Genomic DNA, 21,661 nt, shown 5'->3' on the forward strand with positions numbered 1-21,661 from the left:
ATTTATTTGATTTTGTTCCAGTCTTTGACACCAACTTTTGCTGCCCATATTTGATATTTTTTCTCCAATTGTTTCACCTGGTCAGGATATTTGGAGGCCAGGTTATGTACCTCAGTTCTATCCGTTTTAAGGTTATATAATTCCCATGGTGCATTTAATTCTGCAACGAGTTTCCAGTCTTTGTCTCTGATTGCCCTGCTCCCTTCATGTTCCCAATAAAGGGCACCATTTCGTCGTACTTTCTTTCCTTTAAATACATCCACCAAGCTTTGTCCTTCAAGCTTCTTCAGCACATGACCTTTAAAAGAATCTGGATATTTAATTCCGGAAATCTCCAGTAATGTGGGCAACAGATCGATAAAATGTGCCGGTTTATCACTACTGGAGCCCGCTTCAATCACACCCGGGAAGTAAGCGATAAAAGGGCTGGATATACCTCCTTCGTGCGTATTCTTTTTAAATAACCGGAATGGTGTATTGCTTGCATTTCCCCAGGGTGCCTCATAGCTGTCAATTGAGTTTACACTACCGGGAACTCCATTTTTCTGTGTTACATAGTCCCAATTTTTAACTTCATCTGCACTCCCGCCATTATCTGAAAGAAAAACGATCAGCGTATTTTTATCCCTCTTCAGCTGTTTGATCTTATCCAGTATCTGACCAATTCCGGCATCCATCCGGTCAATCATAGCTGCATAAATTGCCATGCGGGTATCCCAGTGTTCTTTTTCCTGTTCAGACAATGAATTCCATTCCTTTACACTTTCAAAACGCGGGGATAAAGCCCACTCCTTTTTGATCATCCCAAGAGCCAACAGCCTTTTATACCTGCGCTGTCTTAATTCATCCCAACCTTCCAGGTATTTGCCCTTATATTTTGCGATATCTTCCGGCAATGCCTGGATAGGCCAGTGCGGTGCATTATAAGCCACGTATAATAAAAATGGATCAGGCTGATCTTTGATTTCATCCAGAGATTTCAAAGCAAAATTGGTAATTGCCTGAGTTAGATATAAAGACGTATCCTGACGCTGAACTTCTTGACCATTCAGTAAAAAAGTGACTGTCCGGCCATCGTTGTATAAGGGCTTTGAATTAAAATAACTGCTTCCATTGTTCTGCAAGGTGAATGATTTGTCAAAGCCCCTGTTTACAGCCCAGGCAGAAGGCAATAATCCGACATGCCATTTACCTGAAACAATAGTATGATATCCTCCTGCTTTTAATAACTCTCCCATAGTAACGCAATTGGAATTCAAGAACCCCTGATAGGCTTCGGAGCCCTTATTTTGCACCATATCACCTACCCCAGCCTGATGCGGATAAAGTCCTGTAAGCAAGGCCGCCCTTGACGGACAGCATCTTGCCGCATTATAAAATTGACTCATCACCAACCCTTGTTTTGCCAGTTTATCTAAAACCGGGGTATGAATTTCAGCACCAAATGCACCAATATCCGAGAAGCCTAAATCATCGGCCAGAATGACAACAATATTTGGTCTGGATTGCTGCGCCGCGGCTTGCAAGGCAGTTATCCCCCAGAATAAAATCAAGATGACGGTACGATTTTTCATGTCTTTCCTATTTATAATTTACCAGCCGGCATTTTGTCTCAGTTTTGCGTTCAGATCAATTTCCTGTTGAGGGATCGGAAACAGCAAGTGTTTGGGTACAGATACATTAGTCTTACCCACCTTTTTAAGTGCATCTTCCAGAATAATCTTCCCTGTTGCATCTTTTTCCCTGATCAGGTCAAACCAGCGTTGATTCTCCCAAACCAGTTCAAGCCTGCGGTCCAGATAGAGTGAATCCCTGAATTGATCTTTAGACAAATTGCTTAAAGGAGCTAAACCAGCACGCTCCCGAACACGGTTATAGGCTGCATAAGCCTTCGCTGAAGGCCCGTTAGCTTCATTTTCGGCTTCTGCTAAAATCAACAACACTTCAGAAAACCTGATAATAGGCACATTAGCAGCAGATTCACTTAGATTAGCCACTTGCGTTGGGTCCCAGTATTTGTTCAGATAAGGAATGGAGTCACCAGGAATAGATTTATCCACCAAATCTCCGTACCATTTCCCATCGGAACCTAAAAACCGGGTAACAAAAGTCCCGTTTCTCTTTCTGCGGTCATTGGCATTATACAGTTTATAAATACTAAAATTCTTATCCGTTCCCTGCGTATAAAACCTCACTTGATCGGCATAAGAGCCTACCATACCCGGAACTCCCGAACGTGCTCCCCTTGGGGCCTGATTATTCCCTTGTCCCAGAGAATTAGATTTAAATTGCGCGGATAAAATATGCTCTTTCCCATTTTTAAAAGCAGGAAGAAATACCTGCGAATAATCAGCAAAAAGATCGTATTTATAAGGACTTGAACCCGGACTATAAGGATATCCACCAGTTACCTCTTCAGCTTTTAAAACCGTCTCAGTCCATTTTCCTTGCGTCAAATAAACCTTTGTCAGGATCGATTTTGCAGCCCCCGCGGTTGCTCTTCCCAAGTCTGCACCAGTATAAGAAGCTGGCAAGGCCGATGCAGCATCTACCAAATCTTTTTCAATCTGTGCGTAAACTCCGGCAACCGGTGTTTGTTCTATCGCAAAGTCTACGATGGTCACTCCATCCTGATCATGTAAAATCAAAGGAACAGGCCCAAACAAACGGACCAGGTTAAAATAATATAAAGCCCGGAGTAATTTAGCTTCTCCAACCAACCTTTTCTTAAGGTCATCTGTTAAAGCTGCGTCCAATATTCCAGGAACTTTATCAATCGCAATATTCGCTTTTTTTATTCCAGCGTAATGCTGCTGCCACAATTGCAACACCCTGAGCCCTGTTGAGGAATGATTGAGCACAGCTTGTGAGCGTACATCTGCATTAGTGGCACCAGGGCCCGGATCAATATCATCAGACATAAAGTCCATACCTGTTGCAAATAGCGTATTATACGGCGTTTGCACAGCAGAGCCGCCAGAGTTTAAAAGAAAGTAAGCAGCATTCACTGCATTAATTGCATCTGCCTTGGTTTTATAGTAGTCATTTGCAGGAATAAAAGAATCCGGATTCTCTTTCAGTTTAGCGCATGAACTTATCACCCCAAGGGTTAAAGTCAGCATAAAATAGGTTATAGTTTTCTTCATCATATCAGCTTAAAAGGAAAGTGTAGCCCCACCCATGATGGTTTTACTATTTGGATAAACACCATTGTCTACGCCCGAATTGATCGCAGATTGTCCATTGTAATTTGCCTCAGGGTCATATCCTGTATACTTGGTCCAGGTCCATAAATTCTGTGCAGAAACATAAAACCTCACCGATTTTATCCCCGCCTTATTCAATATTTTATGGGGTATAGTATAGCCAAACGTTACATTTTTCAAGCGCAGGTAAGAAGCATCTTCAATAAAGCGGTCAGAAATTGTAACCGCCGGATCAGTATAGGCATTATGGACATCAGTGTTGGTATTGGTCGCTGTATAACGGTTCAGCAAAGTGCGCGGAGCATTCGTATAACCTGTGCCCAGCTCTAAAGTCCCATTGTTCTGATTGTATAGTTTATTTCCGTAAGAGGTCTGAAAAAACACGGACAGATCGAAACCTTTGTAGCTCACATTATTCGTGATTCCACCTGTAAATAAGGGTTGATTAGCAATAATATAGCGATCTCCTGCCTGCGTAATTTTACCATCCCCATTTTTGTCGACATATTGCTGACCACCAGCTGTTTTATTACCTGAGGGAGTTAAAGCTTGTGCGGGAGGGGTTCCTGCAGGAATCAGTCCATCAGTTTTGTAAACAATAAACGACCCGATCGGATAACCTACTGCCGCAACAGATGGCAGAGCGCTATCAGGAATCAACTGGTTTACATTATCCAGGCTCAGTACTTTGTTCCTGTTAATTGCAAATATCAGGTTCGTAGACCATTTAAAGTCTCCAACCAGGTTTTTGGTATTGATACCCAGCTCAAAACCTTTATTCTGTACAGCACCAATATTCTGATAAATCTGGCTTTGAAGTGTGGTGAAGTCAAGTAGTCCGCTCGTTGCAGGTACTGTAATATTATATAACAGGTCGGTAGTTTTCTTATAATAAACATCTGCAACCACGTTAATCCTGCTGTTAAATAATGCCAGATCAATTCCAAGATTATACTGCGCAGTCTTCTCCCAGGTCAGGTTAGGATTTGCATTTGTACCCGGTGCATAACCAGAGGCGTTACTCCCGTTAAAATTATAACGATAAAAGGTTTCTCTGGAATAAGACTGGTATGGCGGAATTTCCTGGTTACCAGTTACACCTGCACTAAAACGGACTTTCAAATTAGTGATTACCCGGTTACCTTTCAAAAAATCTTCTTCAGTCGCATTCCAGGCTAATGCCGCAGAAGGAAAAGTCCCCCATTGATGCCCATCTGCAAAACGCGACGAACCATCGGCCCTCAAAGTTAAAGTCAGCAGGTATTTGTTCCTGTACCCATAATTTGCTCTGGCCAGAAAAGATCTTAATGCGGTAGCATAAGAAGAAGAAAAAGGTGTTTGAGAGATAATTCCAGAAGAAAGATCATTGTAACTGGTTTCATCGGTTGCAAAGCCAGCAGCTCCCGCAATAGAGCCTTTGGTCACTGCAGATTCTTGTGTATAACCAACCAACACATTGATATTATGATCATTATTGAACTGTTTGGTATAGTTCAGGGTATTTTCATTAAGCCAGCGGGTAGTAAATAGTGTACCGATCTGGGCAAGACCAGAGGTCCCGCTTCCCTCATAAACTGTTGAAGGAAGGTAACGGTTCTGCTTATTGTCTACAATCAATACACCAGCAGCAACTTTGGCTTGCAACCCATCAATAATCCGATAATCAGCGGAGGCATTTCCCAACACCAAATTAGTCCGGGTTTCATTCAGCTGATTGTATAATGTATTGATCGGATTTCCATAAGTCCCTTCAAACGGACTTTTCAAATAGAAGGAGCCATCTGGATTATAAACCGGAACTGCGGGAGTCATCAACAGCAGATTTGGTACAACAGATTGTGGTGCAACCTGGGCTTTTGAACTGCTCCCTGCAATGTAAGACACAATTTTTAGCCGTTCATTGTATTGATGTTCCACATTCAAACGACCAGAATAACGCGTAAAGCCAGTATTCTGCAATACACCATCCTGTTTAAAATAGTTCCCTGAAATTGCAAATTTGGTTTTCTCCGTACCTGTTAAAATCGACAGGTTGTGACTCTGAATAGCAGCCTTGCGAAAAGCAGCAGCCTGCCAATCTGTTCCAACTCCTAACGCATCGATCTGTGCTTGTGTATAAAAAGGTGCTTTCCCAGCATTAACCAAGGCATCGTTCCTAAGCTGCCCCCACTCTGAAGCATTGAGCAGCGGAATCGTTTTCACCACTTCCTGAGTACCATAATAGCTATCAAAGTTGATAGATGACTTTCCAGCGGTTCCTTTTTTAGTATTGATGATGATCACTCCGTTTGCTCCTCTTGAGCCGTAAATCGCTGTCGAGGAAGCGTCTTTTAAGACATCAATGGATTCTATGTCTCCGGGATTTATGGAAGAAAGCAAGTTAATTTTAGGTCCGCTGGTCACGCCTGCATCTGCCAGCTTCTCATCGTTATAAAAAGGAAAACCATCTATCACATATAAGGGTTGTGAACCAGCTGTTAGTGAAGCTGTGCCTCTCACCTGCACGCTTACTCCCCCACCCGGTTGTCCTGTGGATTGTGTAACCTGAACTCCTGGAATCGATCCCTGAAGCAAACGTTCCGGAGAACTTACAGGTTGTCCCTTAACTTCTTCCAGCTTAATGGAAGCTACAGATCCGGTAATGTCTTTTCGCCGCTGTGTTCCGTAACCAACTACCACTACATCATTCAAATTGTTAGTTGCTTCTTTCAGCAAGATTTCAACAGGACTGCCATCTACATTCAACTCTAACTTTTCGTAGCCGATAAAGCTGATGATCAGCGTATATGGGAATTTCTGACCTGTTTTAAAATTGAATCTGCCTTTATCATCGGTCGCTACTTTATGGGTAGTCCCTTTGATTTGTACCAGAACACCGGGTAAAGCTTCTTTAGTTTTATCGTCCAGCACCCGGCCAACAAGTGTTGAATTGATCAATGGCTGATTGTCCTGTGCCAAAGTTATTAAAGGAGTGATCAGTTGTAAAAAAAGTATAAATAGTATAAATTGATAGGTTTGAACTCGTTTTTTAAGAATAAAACCGGCAATATTATTGATTGCCGTATAGATTAAAGCCGGGACATAACTCTCCCCGGCTTTAGCAAGATTTTGCATATTAGTATGGTTTAAAAATGACTAGAGATAAGCAGGTCCAACGCCAATTGACTTCCTGTACTTATTAAATTAATCCCTGGGGTTAAGGCTGATTTTTAGTATAAACAATTCATCTTTAAGAGTTTACGGGTGAATTAAAAATTTGCCCCTGCTTGTAAGGTTATTTCTTTTAAAACCTGCTGCTCTTCTTCTCTATGCGCAGCTACAGCATTTGGTTCCGGTAAAGGGGTAAGTTCATGGTGCTGCTCCACGTGTTTTTGGATAGGGATATCCTGTTTTACCATCGGCCCGTCAGCTGCCAATTCACTTCCCACAACATTCGATTTGAAAATTGGCCATAACAACTGCGCATACCAGGGATCTTCTTCATAATGTGAGATGCCATAAACTTCTGGATATTGTCTGGAAATATGTGCGGTTCCAAATATGATATCCCATAAAAAGAACATATTTCCAAAATTCCCTTTATAGTACCCTACTCCATCATCTGTGGTAGCCGCATGATGCGCATGATGTGTGGCTGGTGTAGAAATTAAGCGTTCTAAAACCCAGGCCAACGGATGCAATACTTTGTATTTATAGAAAGGCTTATCCCATGGAATACTGGAATGTGCGAGCGTGGTAATTGTACTTTTGATAGCGCCAACTACAATTCTTGGTGTGCCTAAACCCAGGTAAACCAGAATTGTAGTGACATAGGTCTGAGAAAAGAACAATGTATAAATTGCATTTTGTCTGCTTGCCATAGCCATACCCATATATGGAGCAGAATGATGGGTACGGTGAAAACGCCATAACCATGGAATCTCATGGTGTAAACGGTGATACCAATATTGAGTCAGGTCATCTGCTATAGCGATAATCAACACTCCCCAGCCAAAAGACACCCAGTCAAATTGATTGCTGAATGCTGGAATTACAGCAGGCAGAAATTTAAGGCCGAAATAAGCGATAGCTGGCCTGATCACTATTTTGGGCAGGACGAAACAGGCAATATCGACGAACTTTTCATTTTTATTCCAACGTTTTTTATATAATCCGAAAGAAAATTCCAGTATCCCTAAAAAGAGTACCAGTACACTTAGTCCGTAACCATTCAGGTTATCCAGGACTTGCTCTATAATTTTTATCATTGTGATTGGTTTAGGTTGGTTGATTATTGTTGTTTTGAAATTTGACTGGTTTGATGAGCCTTCTTTAACCAGGGCCGCTGACCCGTAAAATAAAATGTAAAAAACATCAATAAAATGGGCAGAGCATAGATAAACAAGCTAACGAATACATTCTTAATGATTCTTCGCTTTACAGATTCTTCAATTTTCATACTAAATTATTTAAGCTGAGTAATGGTAGATGGAGACGAAGGATTGTCCGATAAAACTTTCTGGATGAGCCATAGCCCTCCTAATAGAATGACGAGCGGGACTGTAGCGACGACAATGCCTACTGCGACCTTCTTTCCAATTAATTGTAAGTCTGAAATGGTCATATGATGTGATTTTAGGTGTGAAATAGCTCATCTCCCTTCCTGGCTGCAGCATGAATATGCTGGTTAAAGGGAATATAAAAAGGCAATAGAATTCCTGAACGGATCCCAAAAGAGATTGCATGATGATTTTTCTTTAAATGACAAGATCGAACAGTACCAACGCCAATTGAACTCCTGTTCTTTTATTAAATAAACTAGTCCCGGTTTAAGAGATTAGCCTGCTGTCCATAGAGATTAGACTTCTTTAGCAGCAACAACAATAGGATCCTGCATGATAAAAAAACACGAGGTTCTCATTAGCAAAATTCCGTTTAAAACCGATATGTAATTTTAAATTTAACATTGGTTATATGCTGTTTTGTAGACTGTTAATACAAATATATAATATGGAAATCACAAATACAATTAAATCTATAATATTAGTAGAATTAATTTGAAATTGTGGGAATTAGCATTCCTGACGGTATTTATTTATATTTACAAAAGGTTTAAATGACAAGATTGAATTGGGTCCAACGCCAAATTTCACCTGGTTCAGTTATTAATACCCTGGGGGCTGTCCGGAAGATCATGAAAATAATAAGTTTCTGAATTTTCCGAACAGCCCCCTGTTTTTTTTAAGCCTGCTGATTAAGAAAGGTTAAGTTTCTTTTTTGCAAATAATTTGGCCCATTCAACCTTTTCAGTACTAAGCTGGTCATCTTGTGAAGTATAAAACTCAACTTTATGAAAAACAGGTAACTTAAGTGACAAGGAATAAAAAACAGCATTGTTATCAATAATTAATTGATAATCATTCCTGTAATGATGAGCAATACGTTTCCTGATATTTTCGACACCTATACCACTGGAATGCTCAGGTGCCCACTCACTCTTTTTATTGTAAGTATTCAGCAAAATAAAACATCCATCTTCAGAAATTGACAGCTGAATTTTTGCCGGATCATCTGGCAATGTACAATTACCATGTTTTAGAATATTTTCTACAATGGTGATAATAACCAATGGAACAATTTGAATTGATGAAGATGTAATTCCAAAATCAAGGTCGATTTGTAAACGGTTGCTAAACCTCATTTGATTTAGCTTAATCACGTTTCGTACGTGTACGAGTTCGTCAGAAAGCATGACCATTCGGTTCCCCTCATTCCTATCCAGCGAATACCGCATAATTTGGGATAAGGTCATAATGGCGTCTGACAGCCCATCTGATAAAGGCAAAGCCTTTGCGTAAAAGAAATTCAATGTATTGTTTAAAAAATGCGGATTAATTTGTGCACGCAGAAATGCATATTCTGCTTCAAGTCTTTCCTTTTCCAGCCGGTTGCGCTTTCTTTCATGTCTGATCATCTTCACAGCAAAAGCGTAGGCAAAACCAAACATCACATACTTCATTGTAAGGTACGCTACAGACGACTGTACAGCATAAAATCCCTGAGGTGGTATTCCAGGTCCCGGATTGACTTCAATGAATGGCGTGATATGATTCTCCACTATATACCAATCAATAGAATTAATGGTGTGAATTAATAAAATACCAATAGTTAATGCAATAGGTTTATTTGGAATAGTATACTTTAAAAACAGGTAAATACTTAGATAAACAACAATTAAGTTAGGGACTTGTGTAACTAAGATATCTATTAAACTGAAGAAATACGTTTTAGGAATATTTACAAATTCATTAGCTGAATACAAAGAAAAATAAATCACCCAAAAAATGAAATGATAAAATATTAAACGGTGTCTTATAGGTATCTGCATAAGCCGCTTGCAATTAAGAGTAAAAATCAGCCTGGTGGAAAACCGGTAATTTGAGTTTCAACATGTAAAAATCGTCATTATTATCGACGATGAGTTCATAATTATCACCATAATGATAATCAAGACGCTTTTTAATGTTTTCCATTCCTATTCCATTCACGCTTTTTATCAATGTTTTTTTCTTTCTGTTGTAGGTATATAAATGAATAAAATATCCATCTTCAGAATTGAACAGGTGAATTACAGCAGGGTCTTTAGCCAGTGTACAATCCCCATGCTTTAATACATTTTCTACAATAGTTATAATGATCAGTGGAACAATCTGAATTGAAGGAAAAGTATCTTCAATTTTAAGGTCAATTTGTAACTGGTTACTAAACCTCATCTGATTAATTTTAATCACATTGTTTACGTGTTCCAATTCATCAGAAAGCAAGACCATTTTACTGTGTTCATTCTTTTCCAGAGAATAGCGCATAATTTGAGATAAAGTTACAATTCCATCCGACAGTTCTTCAGATAAGGGTAATGATTTTGCGTAAAATAAACTCAATGTATTAAACAAAAAATGTGGATTGATCTGCGCCCGGAGAAACGCATACTCAGCTTCAATTTTCCCCTTTTCTATCATTGCCATATTCTTTTCCCGTTTAATTACCTTCATGCAAATTGCATACCCAAAGCCAAAAAAAGCGAACTTAACAAATACCCAAAAAACAATTACAACCTGATACAGGAAATTAAATTTGGGTACCGGCGTGTTATTCAGGAATGGTCTGAGCGCAAAACTTATTTCATACCACATCAGGAAATACCAACAATAGAGTATTATAATACCAATAGTCAACGGGACAATCTTTATAGGTACAGTATATCTCGAACACAAGAATATAATGAGATAAACCAAAACTATATTTGTTCCCTGCGCACATAAAATATCAACCCACACCATCAAATAATTATCACCAGGATGAAAAATAGAATCATACCTATTGAAAATAATTTGGAATATCCAGAATATTATATGATAAGATATTAGTTTATAATCTATTGAATGTTTCAATTGGCAGGTTTATAAGTTCGTACAAATTCAACCCAATCCGGAGTATGATGCGGGATCACAATATCAGGAGCTATCCCAATATTATTTAACGGACGTTTTTCTATCCTATCTGACCTGAATGCCGGATATTGAACAGTAAAATAACTACATGGAATTTTTCCACTCACAATTTCAGTATAATCAATAGCTCCCGCACTATTCTGCCCAAACAACGTAACTTTTTTACTTTGCTCAGCTCTTAGAATAAAATGCTCCGCAGCACTGGCGCTTCCTCTATTCATCAATACAGAGATACGTTGTGGATTCTTTAATACCTGAGAAAATTCAATAGTATCTCCACGGTAAAGCGGATAATATTCACCAACATGTGCCTTTAATTGTTCGGTCTCTTCCCTGAATTTCTTTTGAGTCTGCTCAGGAAAACCCGAAATATCAGTATCGTATCCATTCTTAATATTATCCGGAGTTGCCCATACCACTCCACCATCAGTATAAATTGGATTGGTATACACATAAGGTAGTAATTGCTCAAAGGTACCAGTTAGTCCCCCCGCATTATTACGGATATCAATGATCAGATGCTTACTCGTTTCCAGCAAACCTTTATTTTTCTTCAAAATACTGTCTACTTCTTTTTTATATTTAAAAGAAAAACTAGGGATTACCAAGAGATTAGTTTCCTTATCCAGTACTTTAAACGATGGCAATAAAGACTTTTTAACTAAAGTTCTGGGTTCGTCTTTGTTCGTGAAAAACTTGCTCTTATACCATACGCCAAAATAACCAAGCTCCAGACTGTCTTTATCCACAACTAACCATGGGAATTTTTTTCCATGGTCTATTCCTCTGAAATAAATAAGCTCATAATTATCTTTTACCTTTTTTATCCTGAGCTTTACTTGCTGATTCTCCCAGGTAGGAACATTGGTTCGAACAATAAAGCCAACAAACCCACCCTGGATACTATCTTTTACGATGCCTATCTTATAAGTATCAGGAGCATAAGTCCAGTATCCTTCTATACTATCTAAACTTCCCTTGTGACGAACAAAATAGGCATCTAAAGTACTTTCATTCCAGGATGTCTTTTCTGTCGTAGAAAAAAAATCATTAACTTCTTCTTTTGTAGCTTTTCCAGGCGTAAAAGATAGCCCTATATGCTCATCTTTGAAAAAAGACAACCATTCCGCACAAATATCAAAACAATTCATTTTATCGGATGATTTAGCAATTTTCTGTAAACTATCCGTAAAAACGCCAAACTGCTTTTGATTTGAAGCATTTACTTTATCCTTATAACCAACATAATTATTCTTTATTTTCTCAACCAAAGATTTAAAATGAGCATTACAATTACAGGTTTGGGCATTAGATAAAAAGGGCAATAAAACTAAAATCAGTATAAGTATTCTCTTCACTTTGGTGTAGTTGATATTATATAATCGGTTCATCAGCAAATTAAATTTTCTGCCTAACCAGTACTCTGAACTGTTTCACAAGTTGTACGGCCTGAGTCACCATCATTAGTATTCACATTACGATCTGCACCCTTAATCCCCCCTTTAATCTTCATCATTTCTTTTTTGCCAAGTGATACGATAACCGTTTTTTCAAATGACAACGATTTGCCGGTATTTTTTTCCTTTTTCTTCATAAGATTGTTAGATTTTCTAAATATATAATTTACTTTTTTTAATACGCAACAATTACAATGCAGAACTACACAATTATTTGTCCCTTACTAAGTTCTCCCTGAACTCTGTTTTTCATTCCCCGTACACTCCTATAATATTGATATAAAAAATCATAGATCACAGCTTCATGAAGTCTTGAAAATTCGGGAATAATACGGTTGACCAGCATATGTATATAACTACTTAACAAATCCACGATTGAAACCTTTAATGTTCCGTTCATTTCCATTTCCCTGAGCTGCCTGATTATTGGATCAATCTGCTCAGTTCGTCGTCTCAAAATCAGATAAAACTGGTAAAATTGATCATCTGGCTGCTGTACACTTAATGAAGCGTAAATTTGACTTTTCTTTTCCCTGAAAGATTTGGCAAGTTGTTTCCTTTGTTCTGTTCCAAACTTAAATTCTAAAGCAAATGCCTCTTTGAGGTTCCTCATAAATTCAAGTTTAGGTTCTGTTGTAAATTCAAAAGCTTCAAGCAAGGTATCAATAGAAAGAATTGCATATTGCCAGCGAAGATTTTCTCTTTCATCACCCGAACTTTGCTCAAGAAAACCCAGGAAAGCAATACTATCATAATAAAAGAACTTTTCAGCGAGCGCTAATGTATTGATACCATACCGGCCATATTCCGGATGATAACTATCAGTCATTATTTTCCAGAGAAAACCAGTTTTTCTATAAGGCTTAAATGTGTTATGAAATACCCTGGTAAGATATGGCAGCCACTTTATGTCACTTAATTTTAAGCGAAGCCTGATATGAAAATCGCTATCAGTATACCGGATAAAAAACCACTCTTTAATCCAGCCCTTTTTTTCACAATGCGCAGTCAATGCTTTGATAGGATTTGCAAGTAATACATCAGCATTACGCACCCCGCAATAAAGCTTATAATATATCCATTCAGTATCAGTATCGCAGGCTGTTGCAGTCATTTTTTCATGTATAGGTAAATCATCCTCATGTATAAATAAATCATCTTTATTTATAGATAAATCACCTTTATGTATAGGTAAATCATCCTTATCTGTAGACAAATCCCCTTTCTGTGTCGGCAATTTCACATTAAGGTCAGGTTTCACTGTAATAAAAGCCTGAAACTCATGCATGTAATGTTCCTTATCTAAATTTTTCACTAAGTGAGCTGGTTGCAAGTATTCTTTGAAAATGAATTGTCTTCTGCCCTTTAAATGCAGTTCAAAAATATGATGGGTTTCTTCACAGGCCTCAAAATTGATAAGCAACTCATTATCACCATCTGCAAGAAAAACTTTTTGAGGTAAATTATATTCTTGTATAAAATTAAGAAGCAATTCCCGAAAGAGAGTTATGCTTTTTTGAAGCAGATTTTGAATGTCCTGCTCCTGAAAGATCCAGCTAGCGCGCTGTAATATAATGTTCTTAAAAATTACCTGTGGTAAAAAACGATATTGTTGCCGGAGGCTCCCCCAATTAAATCTTAAATCAGTAAGCTGATCCTGATCCTGAAGATCACAAAGGAAATGATATACCGGCAAAGCGTTTACGCCAAAATTATGAGCATTACTTAATCGTGGAATAATTATTTTATTCAGATTTTTCGAATACAAGACAATTTTTCCGTTCTTATAAGATATCAACAGGTCCTGAACACGTATCTGTTGATTTTCTGGTAATAAAGATTTAGCCAGATAAGGTATTTCGTAATTTCTGAAAGCAGGGCGCTGTAGAACATTTCCTACCCTTCCTTCAGGAAGATGCACAATTTCTGCAAAAAGCACTCCTGGTGTATTGTTTTGCTCAGCTTTAATCAGATCAGAGGCCAGTTTAGTAAGTTCCGGATCAGATTGCGCAAAACGAGCAATCATATTGACAGGGCTTGTTCCACCAGCATGTTTCACATAGATTTGTCCGGACAATGTGACTTCAAACATCAATTGAACAGCAGAAGGGAACAATGAATTTGCAGGAATAATATCCTCAATATCATCCTCAGAAATCTCAATGCAGCGTTGATCTGATTTATAAGCCTTTAACCATTTTTTTTGCAAGTTTTGCTCCCATTTACCCCATTCAAGCATTTGTATTTCATCCGTTTCAGCTAAATAAAGTCCTTCTAAAATAGGTGAAGGGACTAAATGCTTACCAGGCACGTAACCAATCCCTGTTTCAGTGTCCAGAACTTCCAAAAGAGGCATCTCCTGCTCACCGTAACGTTCATAAAAACGTTTTGTGAATGACACTAAATGCGTCTGTTTTTTACTCCTCATTTGATGGAGAATTCCAAGAGCTGTCAAAATTTCTTTTTGTAAATCAATTGACAAACCACTTTCTGAGGCCGCTATACCTGTTACATCTGTTTGAAATATCTTTCCCGCCTCGTATGGAACATCCAGCGTTTCAATCACTTTTAGTATTTCCTGATAATCAGCTATTTGATTAACTAATTGCAGATCTAACTTATTTAACAGTTGTTCTATTTTTTTAAGTTTCAGAACGATACTATTGATTTGCAAATCCTCTGTATTATATTTTTCAAGCGTTTTAAGAAGCTGCGTAAGTAGCCCATCACCCGTCACTGCGGGATCAAGTTCATGAATTAAAAGCTGGGAAGCTAAACAACTATCAATAAACTTAACTGCATCGTCAGTTTGAATACCAGCTTTTTCTAAAATAGCGATGAGATTAATCCTGGTCAGCCCAGGCCTTGCCGCCTCAATAAGCTCTGTTAAATAAATTGAACTCTTTACAGCACTAATTTGATGCTCTCTTTTGCCATCTACATATTTATATTCTACATACCGGATATCCTCACCTATTACATACCAACTACTGTTTGGGAAATAAAGTAATTGATCTCTAACACCAGCGAGTGACGATAAATAAGCAGCTAATGCACACAGATAATGCATATCCAGACGGGTATGGCGGCTTAAATTATTGTTATCAATTATAACTTCAGATTCCCCCTCCTTCCACTTGGTAAGTCTGCAAGAAGAAAATAAACCAAATGGGGTACACCGATTGTGCATTCTGGAGTAGTATTTGTAAAGCGAATACTTAAATTTTAAGATTTCTTTCTCTACTAAAATCAATCCGCTCCTATATTTAAGACAAGCATTATATAAGCTTGGAGAAGCGATATATATGGCCTCTAAAAAGACCGGGTCACAGATCAATTTTTCTATTACAAAGCTTTTATCAAAGTCAGGCAAAGAATATATTGGGGTCCGAAGAATTAAGCGCTGATCAAAAGTGTGGGTATTTGTTATCTCTATCAATTCCGATGACCTCCTAAGTAAATTACATTAACCTTAAAACATGCTCCCAAAAGAATTAAACACACCTCTGAGTATAAATAAAGAGAGCATATTTTAAGGCAAATGTCGCTAAAATCTAATGAAGTTAACATTGATTAACAAATTGCTTTTCTATTATACTTTAACTAATAATCAATAAAATGAATTTTAAGCCCGGTCACTTAACCTTCAGACATATTAATTAAACCAAAAATAATATTAAGTATTATTAACCTAAAGCATATTATCTGTAACCCCAATTAAGCTTGCTCAAACTATACTTTTTACTGCTTAACCCCATTTTATTCCTCAATAAAATGTTACTTTCGTATTAACTACCACCCAAAAGATCAACTACCATGTATAATTGTATAATAATTGAGGATGAGATTCATACCATTGAATTATTAAAAACATATATTGATTCTATTCCCAATTTAAATCTGGTAGAGTCTTATTCCAACCCTGTAGTTGCTTTAAATAACATTACGACTAAAGTCCCTATTGATTTGATCATCATGGATATCGAAATGCCAGTTATTTCCGGGTTGGAATTATCCAGGGAATTAATTGGTAAAACTAAAAAGCTGATTTTCATTACCGGACACATGCAATATGCATATGAAGCTTTTCAAGTACATGCTGATGGCTTTTTGTTAAAACCTTTTACAATACTAAAATTCACCTCATTAATTAAAAAGCTTTTCCCCGATGAAGAACCCGTCAATGAGGAAAAATCAAAAGATGACCACGATTTTTTCTTTGTGAAAAATAAAAGTGAAGACCTGAACACAACAAAAATAAACTTCAATGAAGTTATCGCTATTGAAAGTCTCCATAATTACATTAAAATCTATACCGAAAAAGCCGAAATTGTAGCTTATTTGAAGCTGAGTGATATGAAAACTTTACTAGAAGATAATAATAATTTCATCCAGGTACACCGTAGCTTCATCATTTCAATGCGGCACATTAAAACAATTAATGGTCCTAATTTAAAGATGGAAGGCGATTTATTTATCAAAATAGGAGAATCTTATGGTGAAAAATTCATCTCTTTTGTAAAAAACAGGACTTTAACAGTGGGCAAAAAGAAATAGAAATTAATGATACTTATATCTGTGAATAAACTGAAGGCAATAACAAAGTCGAAGTGATTTTATTCACCAGCAAAGCATCTGAATAACCCTCAACTGTACTTATCTTTTTCCATTGCGGGTCATCTACAAAAGACTTCCAATGTGCCGCTTTAGCTTCCTGATCATCAAAAGTTACCATATAGGTCAAATTAGGTCTTAACGGCCCGATGACTGTTTCGCCCCAGAACACTGGCTTAAAGCCTAAGCGCTTAAAAATATCAATCTCCCCCTGATCATTAAACATTTCAATCTTCTTTTTCCCTGCAGCTTCACTCGCACTTTGATATTGACGCAGTTCAAAAATACGGGACTGATTTGGAGGAACCACCATTTTCGGAGCATGTGCAAACGCCTTCATTATGGAACTTTCAATACGTATATAAGCAGGAGCTGTAGCCGGAGCGGTCAAATATGGAGAACCCTTTTGCTGAAATACTTTATCCTGTTCCAGTTTTACAATAACTTCATTGAAATGGACAAGGCTATGATAAGGAATTAACACGAATAACCTGCTCTGGCCTTCTGGTTTTAACTCAGTAAAAACACCAACGTTTTTAACCCCTAACCTATTAAACGCAGGTATAGCTGCCTGACTATAGAAATCTTCCACCAATTTCTGTTGAATATCATTTTTCAAAGTATAAACTCTTAATTCATAAAATTCAGCAGCTTCATGCTGATTGTCTTTAATTACAGCTTTACTTAGCACAGGAGATATAATTGTAGCAGTACCAGTCATCAGGGAGGCTTTTACGAACGAACGTCTTTTCATACAATGAGATTGACAATAAATAAGGTTAATGATATAGCTTATGTAAATGTAATTTTTTCGAGTTCAATATCGTACTTCTCAGGCAAATAACCTAAATCGACTAAATCATTTAAGGATTTGATCTTTTTCACTACACCATCATTTAAAAGTATAACGCGGGATGAAATGGACAGAATATTAACATAATCATGGTCAGTAATGATAAAACCCTTCTTTGCAGTATGGTCCTGAATCAAAACCTTAATTTTCTCTATATAAATTGGTGCAATTCCATTAAAAGGTTCATCAAATAATAAATAACTGGCTGTTGAATGAATCATGATTAAGACTTCTATCATTCTTCTCTCCCCGCCAGACAAATCACGGCTCTTTTTCCCAAGAAATGGCTTAACCAGATCATGTTCAAACAATGTAGCTGCCTGGTGCTGGTTACAATATAATGCAACTATACTTTTTATCTTAATATGTCCTGGCAAGAAACTCTCCTGGGGCAAATACCCTATTAAACCTTTATTTTGGAACAAACTATTTGTCCGGATATCATCAATAGCTACAAATCTGTTCTCCGCACTTAATGACCCAAAAATAATCTTTAACAAAGTTGATTTACCAGATCCATTTCTTCCTAATAGTCCGATAACCTCCCCTTTCTTACAAGAAATAAAAACATCACTCAGCACTTGTCTGAATCTAAAATGCTTTCTTACACTATCAACATGCAAACCACTCATAAACATAAAAATGCTAAACCCACCATCAGACTCGTAACCATAGTGTTAATCCACAAAGACACTTTACTAAAACCAAGGTTATGGTAGAAATAATATTCATTGGCATTGTTTATCTCATAAATGAAATAGTGAACGATAGGGGTAAGAATAATGTATGAAATTCCTATTCCGGTAGTAATCCTGACCAGAGATGTTCCAAAAAAACCAAGCAGAACTGATAATGCCAATGAGGGGATAACAAGCTTTTTATAAAAAATCCATAAACCTTTTATGATGCGCATATATTATATTTCTACTTTTAGTTTAACAATAATAAGAATTTACAACATATTTACACCATGATTAAAGCAACCATCAAAGACAAACCATTAGTGATAAAAATTCTTTCGGATTCTTTTGATGACAATAAAAGTGTGAATTACATTATCAAACAAGATAACAAGCGCGAAAGAAGAATTAAAGCCTTGATGGAATATTCATTTGATACTTGTTTTATGTTTGGTGAAGTCTATTTATCAAATGATAAAACTGCCTGCGCGTTGATTCTTTATCCTGACCGTAAAAAATTCAGCATAAAAGCTATTTGGGCCGATCTGACATTAGTTTTTAAAGCAATAGGAATCAATAGAGCAGGCAAAGCTATGAGCCGCGAAAGCCAGATTAAAAGTCATTACCCAAACAAGCCCTTTTATTACTTATGGTTTTTAGGCGTATTACCCTCAGCGCAGCAAAGAGGGATTGGAAGTAAGTTATTAGCGGAAATTATTCAAGCCAGCCAACAGCAAAACAGGCAGATATATCTCGAAACCTCTACCCTGAAAAACCTTCCCTGGTACGAAAAATTCAACTTCAAAGTCTATCATGAAATTAATTTAGGTTACAGCTTATATATGATGAAATCTTTCAAAAAATTAGAAAGTTAATTTTGTTTTTATATATTTGAAATTATGATTTTGTAACAAGTACATCGCTTAGCCTCTATCCGACGGCAAATATATCTATCCCTGAATTCAGAGGGAGATGATTTCCTGTATAGCTTAAAAAATGAATTTATCTACTGTTGAAATACAATAGCGAGATCATAGCCAAAAAAGTCACTTAAGCTTTCCTGAATTCATTAAACCATGCCCGCAGCATAGCTAAACGATATGTTTACAATAATGAGGCAACATTATTTAATCAAAACAGACAAGAAACAAAACATCACAAGTTCGGCAGATATCCTGATAACGATTCTCTGCCGAAATTAGCCAAACCAGAAAATGGTAACCACAGAAAGATTAATTATTAAGCCCCTAAACCTTCAACAACTTCAGAAATACATCTTAACTGACGGATCTTTAGAAGAAGAGCTTCAAATGAATTATACGACAAGAACAATCACATTTGAACTTCAGGAAGCAGTAGAACAAACTATCATTCCTAAAATAGATGAGAGTAAAAGCGAATACCTCTACTCCACCTTATGGGTAATTATAGCAGCAGACTCAAACTATCTGATCGGTGATCTTTGTTTTATCGGAGAACCGAACGAAGAAGGAGAAATTGAAATCGGCTATGGAATCTATGAATCCTTCCGAAAAAAAGGCTACATGAAAGAAGCAATAAATGGGATGATCCAGTGGGCATCTGAACAGCACCAGGTAAAATCAATAGTTGCACATACCACGAAAATTAACCAGGCATCCTTTATACTGCTGCAAAAAAATAATTTCGTCAAAATAGACGAATTAGAATTTCTATACAAATGGCAATTTATTCTGGATAAATAAGCATAAAATAAATTGGTCATCCTGCTAAGAAATAAAAGGATGGCCAATTATTTCAGGATCAAAATTATGACCACACTGTACGGTATAATTCTTCATCCCTTTCAAAATTGTTTTTGCTGCATTTCTTCGTAAACCAACCTGTCAAGATCATAAATATCCTTACCAAACCGGACTCCCCCTTTATCATTGAGCCAGGCTGTATAATAAAATAACCGGACTGGAACCGGCTGAGGTAAACCCATAAACTTTGCACGTGGATAGCCACTCTCCATCCCTCTTTTAAGCTGATCATACTTTTCACCTTTCCCAAATAAGGCGAAAGCCAGATCAAGCGGTTTCTCTACCCGCACACAGCCATGGCTGATTGCCCGCATCCCCTGCTTAAAAACACTTCTTACCGGAGTATCATGCAGATAAATACTACTTCCATTTTTAAAAAGAAACTTGATTTTACCTAACGAATTTTTCGCTCCCGGTTGTTGTTGAAAAGAGTAATCCCGAACATCAATAGCCGACCAGTCAATGGCTTCCGGATCTCTGATCAGTTTACCTTTTTTAAAAACTTTGATATTATTATTAGAAAGATAGTATCTATCATCTGAGGCATACCTTGAAATCTCATTCCGCGCAATGCTCTGTGGAATATTCCAGACAGGATTGATCTGGACACTGTGAATCATACTACCAATTTGAGGCGTTTGCTTATCTCCAGGTTCTCCCACACAAACCTTCATATGTAATATTGATTTGTCCTTATCCATTACATCCAAACTAAAATCTACAATATTTACCGCTACAAATTTCTGTTCAGCTGGTTTATTCTTCCACCTCAGCCTCTCCATATTCACAACCACTTTCTGCCGCAATATAAGCTTAACACTATCTGTTCCTTTATCAGTCGTATCCGCATCCAGCCGCTTCAATACTTTTTGTAAAGCCAGGTAAGTTTTTTCCTTTGGCTGTATACTATCCAGATAAGTTTTAAGATTTACTATTTCAAAAATACTGATCACCGAATTGCTATCAGGAATTAAAGTCGGAGTCTCATAATGACTGTATATTTTAGCAGGATTTGTCACCCCATACTGCATTGCCATACTATACCGGAATAAAGAATTAACAACAGCTAATTCCAGCTTGGCTAAACCGCGCTGAACTCTTACAGTATCAGATGATTTCTGGTGAATCACTTCATCCAGCTGATATTTCAAAGCAGTAACATAGAATTGTTCAGGATTTAATCCATGCGCTACGGAATTATCCAAATAATCAGACAGCGTTTGTAATTGCTGATCGGAAAAGAACTTTTGAACAAACATCGGCTGATATCCTTTTTTCTCATAAATACTGTTGATCAGATCGGGAAAAGCTAAATCGGCCGATTGTGCTTCCAAAACATCAATAAACGCTGCACGAAGCGCTTTCTCTTTTCTGGTTAATTCAGGAAGATTTTCTGGAGGATCCTGCTTAATATCAGGCCGTGCATTTATAGAACTTTGGGTAGGATAATTTGCAGCAGATTGTGATGTACTTACCCCAGCTTGCGCTCTGTTAACCGTATTACGTTTAACCCCACAAGAACTAAACAACAACAGACAGACTGTTATTCTGATAAGATAGTTACCTAAGAAACCATA

At 37.4% G+C, this 21,661-nt stretch carries 16 protein-coding genes; 3 read left to right on the forward strand and 13 right to left on the reverse strand.

Annotation, left to right across the window (positions count from 1 at the left end; genetic code table 11):
* Positions 1 to 2: 2 nt before the first annotated feature.
* From ABIB30_RS03680 to ABIB30_RS03725, 10 genes are all read right to left on the reverse strand, one after another.
* Positions 3 to 1,574: an arylsulfatase gene (locus tag ABIB30_RS03680; RefSeq protein ID WP_354299402.1), complete on the reverse strand. Its 1,572-nt coding sequence runs from the start codon at positions 1,572 to 1,574 to the stop codon at positions 3 to 5.
* 18 nt (positions 1,575 to 1,592) lie between these two features.
* Positions 1,593 to 3,149 (reverse strand): RagB/SusD family nutrient uptake outer membrane protein, encoded by a 1,557-nt coding sequence (locus tag ABIB30_RS03685; RefSeq protein ID WP_354299403.1) that lies wholly within the window; start codon positions 3,147 to 3,149, stop codon positions 1,593 to 1,595.
* 6 nt (positions 3,150 to 3,155) lie between these two features.
* Entirely contained in the window at positions 3,156 to 6,320 is a 3,165-nt protein-coding gene (locus ABIB30_RS03690; protein WP_354299404.1) for a SusC/RagA family TonB-linked outer membrane protein, read from the reverse strand.
* 134 nt (positions 6,321 to 6,454) lie between these two features.
* Positions 6,455 to 7,453 carry a sterol desaturase family protein gene (locus ABIB30_RS03695; RefSeq protein ID WP_354299405.1) on the reverse strand — a complete coding sequence of 333 codons (999 nt, stop codon included), beginning with the start codon at positions 7,451 to 7,453 and terminating at the stop codon, positions 6,455 to 6,457.
* A 197-nt stretch (positions 7,454 to 7,650) separates the two neighbouring features.
* Entirely contained in the window at positions 7,651 to 7,809 is a 159-nt protein-coding gene (locus tag ABIB30_RS03700; protein WP_354299406.1) for a hypothetical protein, read from the reverse strand.
* Between the two features lie 630 nt (positions 7,810 to 8,439).
* Positions 8,440 to 9,573, reverse strand: coding sequence for a sensor histidine kinase (locus ABIB30_RS03705; protein WP_354299407.1), 1,134 nt, complete (start codon positions 9,571 to 9,573; stop codon positions 8,440 to 8,442).
* 13 nt (positions 9,574 to 9,586) lie between these two features.
* Complete coding sequence (locus ABIB30_RS03710) at positions 9,587 to 10,237, reverse strand: sensor histidine kinase (RefSeq protein WP_354299408.1); 651 nt, start codon at positions 10,235 to 10,237, stop codon at positions 9,587 to 9,589.
* A 395-nt stretch (positions 10,238 to 10,632) separates the two neighbouring features.
* Positions 10,633 to 11,967: a S41 family peptidase gene (locus ABIB30_RS03715; protein ID WP_354299409.1), complete on the reverse strand. Its 1,335-nt coding sequence runs from the start codon at positions 11,965 to 11,967 to the stop codon at positions 10,633 to 10,635.
* A 140-nt stretch (positions 11,968 to 12,107) separates the two neighbouring features.
* Entirely contained in the window at positions 12,108 to 12,290 is a 183-nt protein-coding gene (locus ABIB30_RS03720) for a class I lanthipeptide (protein ID WP_354299410.1), read from the reverse strand.
* A gap of 65 nt (positions 12,291 to 12,355) precedes the next feature.
* Positions 12,356 to 15,592 (reverse strand): lantibiotic dehydratase, encoded by a 3,237-nt coding sequence (locus ABIB30_RS03725; RefSeq protein ID WP_354299411.1) that lies wholly within the window; start codon positions 15,590 to 15,592, stop codon positions 12,356 to 12,358.
* A gap of 377 nt (positions 15,593 to 15,969) precedes the next feature.
* Here ABIB30_RS03725 and ABIB30_RS03730 point away from each other — a divergent pair, with 377 nt between their 5' ends.
* Positions 15,970 to 16,710 carry a LytR/AlgR family response regulator transcription factor gene (locus tag ABIB30_RS03730; RefSeq protein WP_354299412.1) on the forward strand — a complete coding sequence of 247 codons (741 nt, stop codon included), beginning with the start codon at positions 15,970 to 15,972 and terminating at the stop codon, positions 16,708 to 16,710.
* Between the two features lie 13 nt (positions 16,711 to 16,723).
* Here the strand turns inward: ABIB30_RS03730 and ABIB30_RS03735 are convergent, their stop codons facing one another.
* Together ABIB30_RS03735 and ABIB30_RS03740 are read right to left on the reverse strand one after the other, a co-directional pair.
* Positions 16,724 to 17,521 (reverse strand): NIPSNAP family protein, encoded by a 798-nt coding sequence (locus ABIB30_RS03735; RefSeq protein WP_354299413.1) that lies wholly within the window; start codon positions 17,519 to 17,521, stop codon positions 16,724 to 16,726.
* Between the two features lie 38 nt (positions 17,522 to 17,559).
* Complete coding sequence (locus tag ABIB30_RS03740) at positions 17,560 to 18,252, reverse strand: ATP-binding cassette domain-containing protein (RefSeq protein ID WP_354299414.1); 693 nt, start codon at positions 18,250 to 18,252, stop codon at positions 17,560 to 17,562.
* Between the two features lie 338 nt (positions 18,253 to 18,590).
* On the opposite strand from ABIB30_RS03740, the gene ABIB30_RS03745 reads away from it, so the two are divergent.
* Together ABIB30_RS03745 and ABIB30_RS03750 are read left to right on the forward strand one after the other, a co-directional pair.
* Positions 18,591 to 19,175 (forward strand): GNAT family N-acetyltransferase, encoded by a 585-nt coding sequence (locus tag ABIB30_RS03745; protein ID WP_354299415.1) that lies wholly within the window; start codon positions 18,591 to 18,593, stop codon positions 19,173 to 19,175.
* A gap of 339 nt (positions 19,176 to 19,514) precedes the next feature.
* Positions 19,515 to 20,024: a GNAT family N-acetyltransferase gene (locus tag ABIB30_RS03750; RefSeq protein ID WP_354299416.1), complete on the forward strand. Its 510-nt coding sequence runs from the start codon at positions 19,515 to 19,517 to the stop codon at positions 20,022 to 20,024.
* A 101-nt stretch (positions 20,025 to 20,125) separates the two neighbouring features.
* On the opposite strand, the gene ABIB30_RS03755 is transcribed toward ABIB30_RS03750, so the two are convergent.
* Positions 20,126 to 21,613, reverse strand: a complete 1,488-nt coding sequence (locus ABIB30_RS03755) for a L,D-transpeptidase family protein (protein ID WP_354299417.1) — start codon at positions 21,611 to 21,613, stop codon at positions 20,126 to 20,128.
* Positions 21,614 to 21,661: the final 48 nt, after the last annotated feature.

It is taken from the genome of Pedobacter sp. UYP1 (assembly GCF_040547305.1).
Classification (GTDB): Bacteria; Bacteroidota; Bacteroidia; order Sphingobacteriales; family Sphingobacteriaceae; genus Pedobacter.

Coding starts and splice junctions, on each gene's coding strand:
- ABIB30_RS03680 (WP_354299402.1), bottom strand. CDS start 1,574: ATGAAAAATCGTACCGTCATCTTGATTTTATTCTGGGGGATAACTGCC.
- ABIB30_RS03690 (WP_354299404.1), bottom strand. CDS start 6,320: ATGCAAAATCTTGCTAAAGCCGGGGAGAGTTATGTCCCGGCTTTAATC.
- ABIB30_RS03750 (WP_354299416.1), top strand. CDS start 19,515: ATGGTAACCACAGAAAGATTAATTATTAAGCCCCTAAACCTTCAACAA.
- ABIB30_RS03700 (WP_354299406.1), bottom strand. CDS start 7,809: ATGACCATTTCAGACTTACAATTAATTGGAAAGAAGGTCGCAGTAGGC.
- ABIB30_RS03705 (WP_354299407.1), bottom strand. CDS start 9,573: ATGCAGATACCTATAAGACACCGTTTAATATTTTATCATTTCATTTTT.
- ABIB30_RS03730 (WP_354299412.1), top strand. CDS start 15,970: ATGTATAATTGTATAATAATTGAGGATGAGATTCATACCATTGAATTA.
- ABIB30_RS03685 (WP_354299403.1), bottom strand. CDS start 3,149: ATGATGAAGAAAACTATAACCTATTTTATGCTGACTTTAACCCTTGGG.
- ABIB30_RS03735 (WP_354299413.1), bottom strand. CDS start 17,521: ATGAAAAGACGTTCGTTCGTAAAAGCCTCCCTGATGACTGGTACTGCT.
- ABIB30_RS03720 (WP_354299410.1), bottom strand. CDS start 12,290: ATGAAGAAAAAGGAAAAAAATACCGGCAAATCGTTGTCATTTGAAAAA.
- ABIB30_RS03740 (WP_354299414.1), bottom strand. CDS start 18,252: ATGAGTGGTTTGCATGTTGATAGTGTAAGAAAGCATTTTAGATTCAGA.
- ABIB30_RS03695 (WP_354299405.1), bottom strand. CDS start 7,453: ATGATAAAAATTATAGAGCAAGTCCTGGATAACCTGAATGGTTACGGA.
- ABIB30_RS03710 (WP_354299408.1), bottom strand. CDS start 10,237: ATGAAGGTAATTAAACGGGAAAAGAATATGGCAATGATAGAAAAGGGG.
- ABIB30_RS03745 (WP_354299415.1), top strand. CDS start 18,591: ATGATTAAAGCAACCATCAAAGACAAACCATTAGTGATAAAAATTCTT.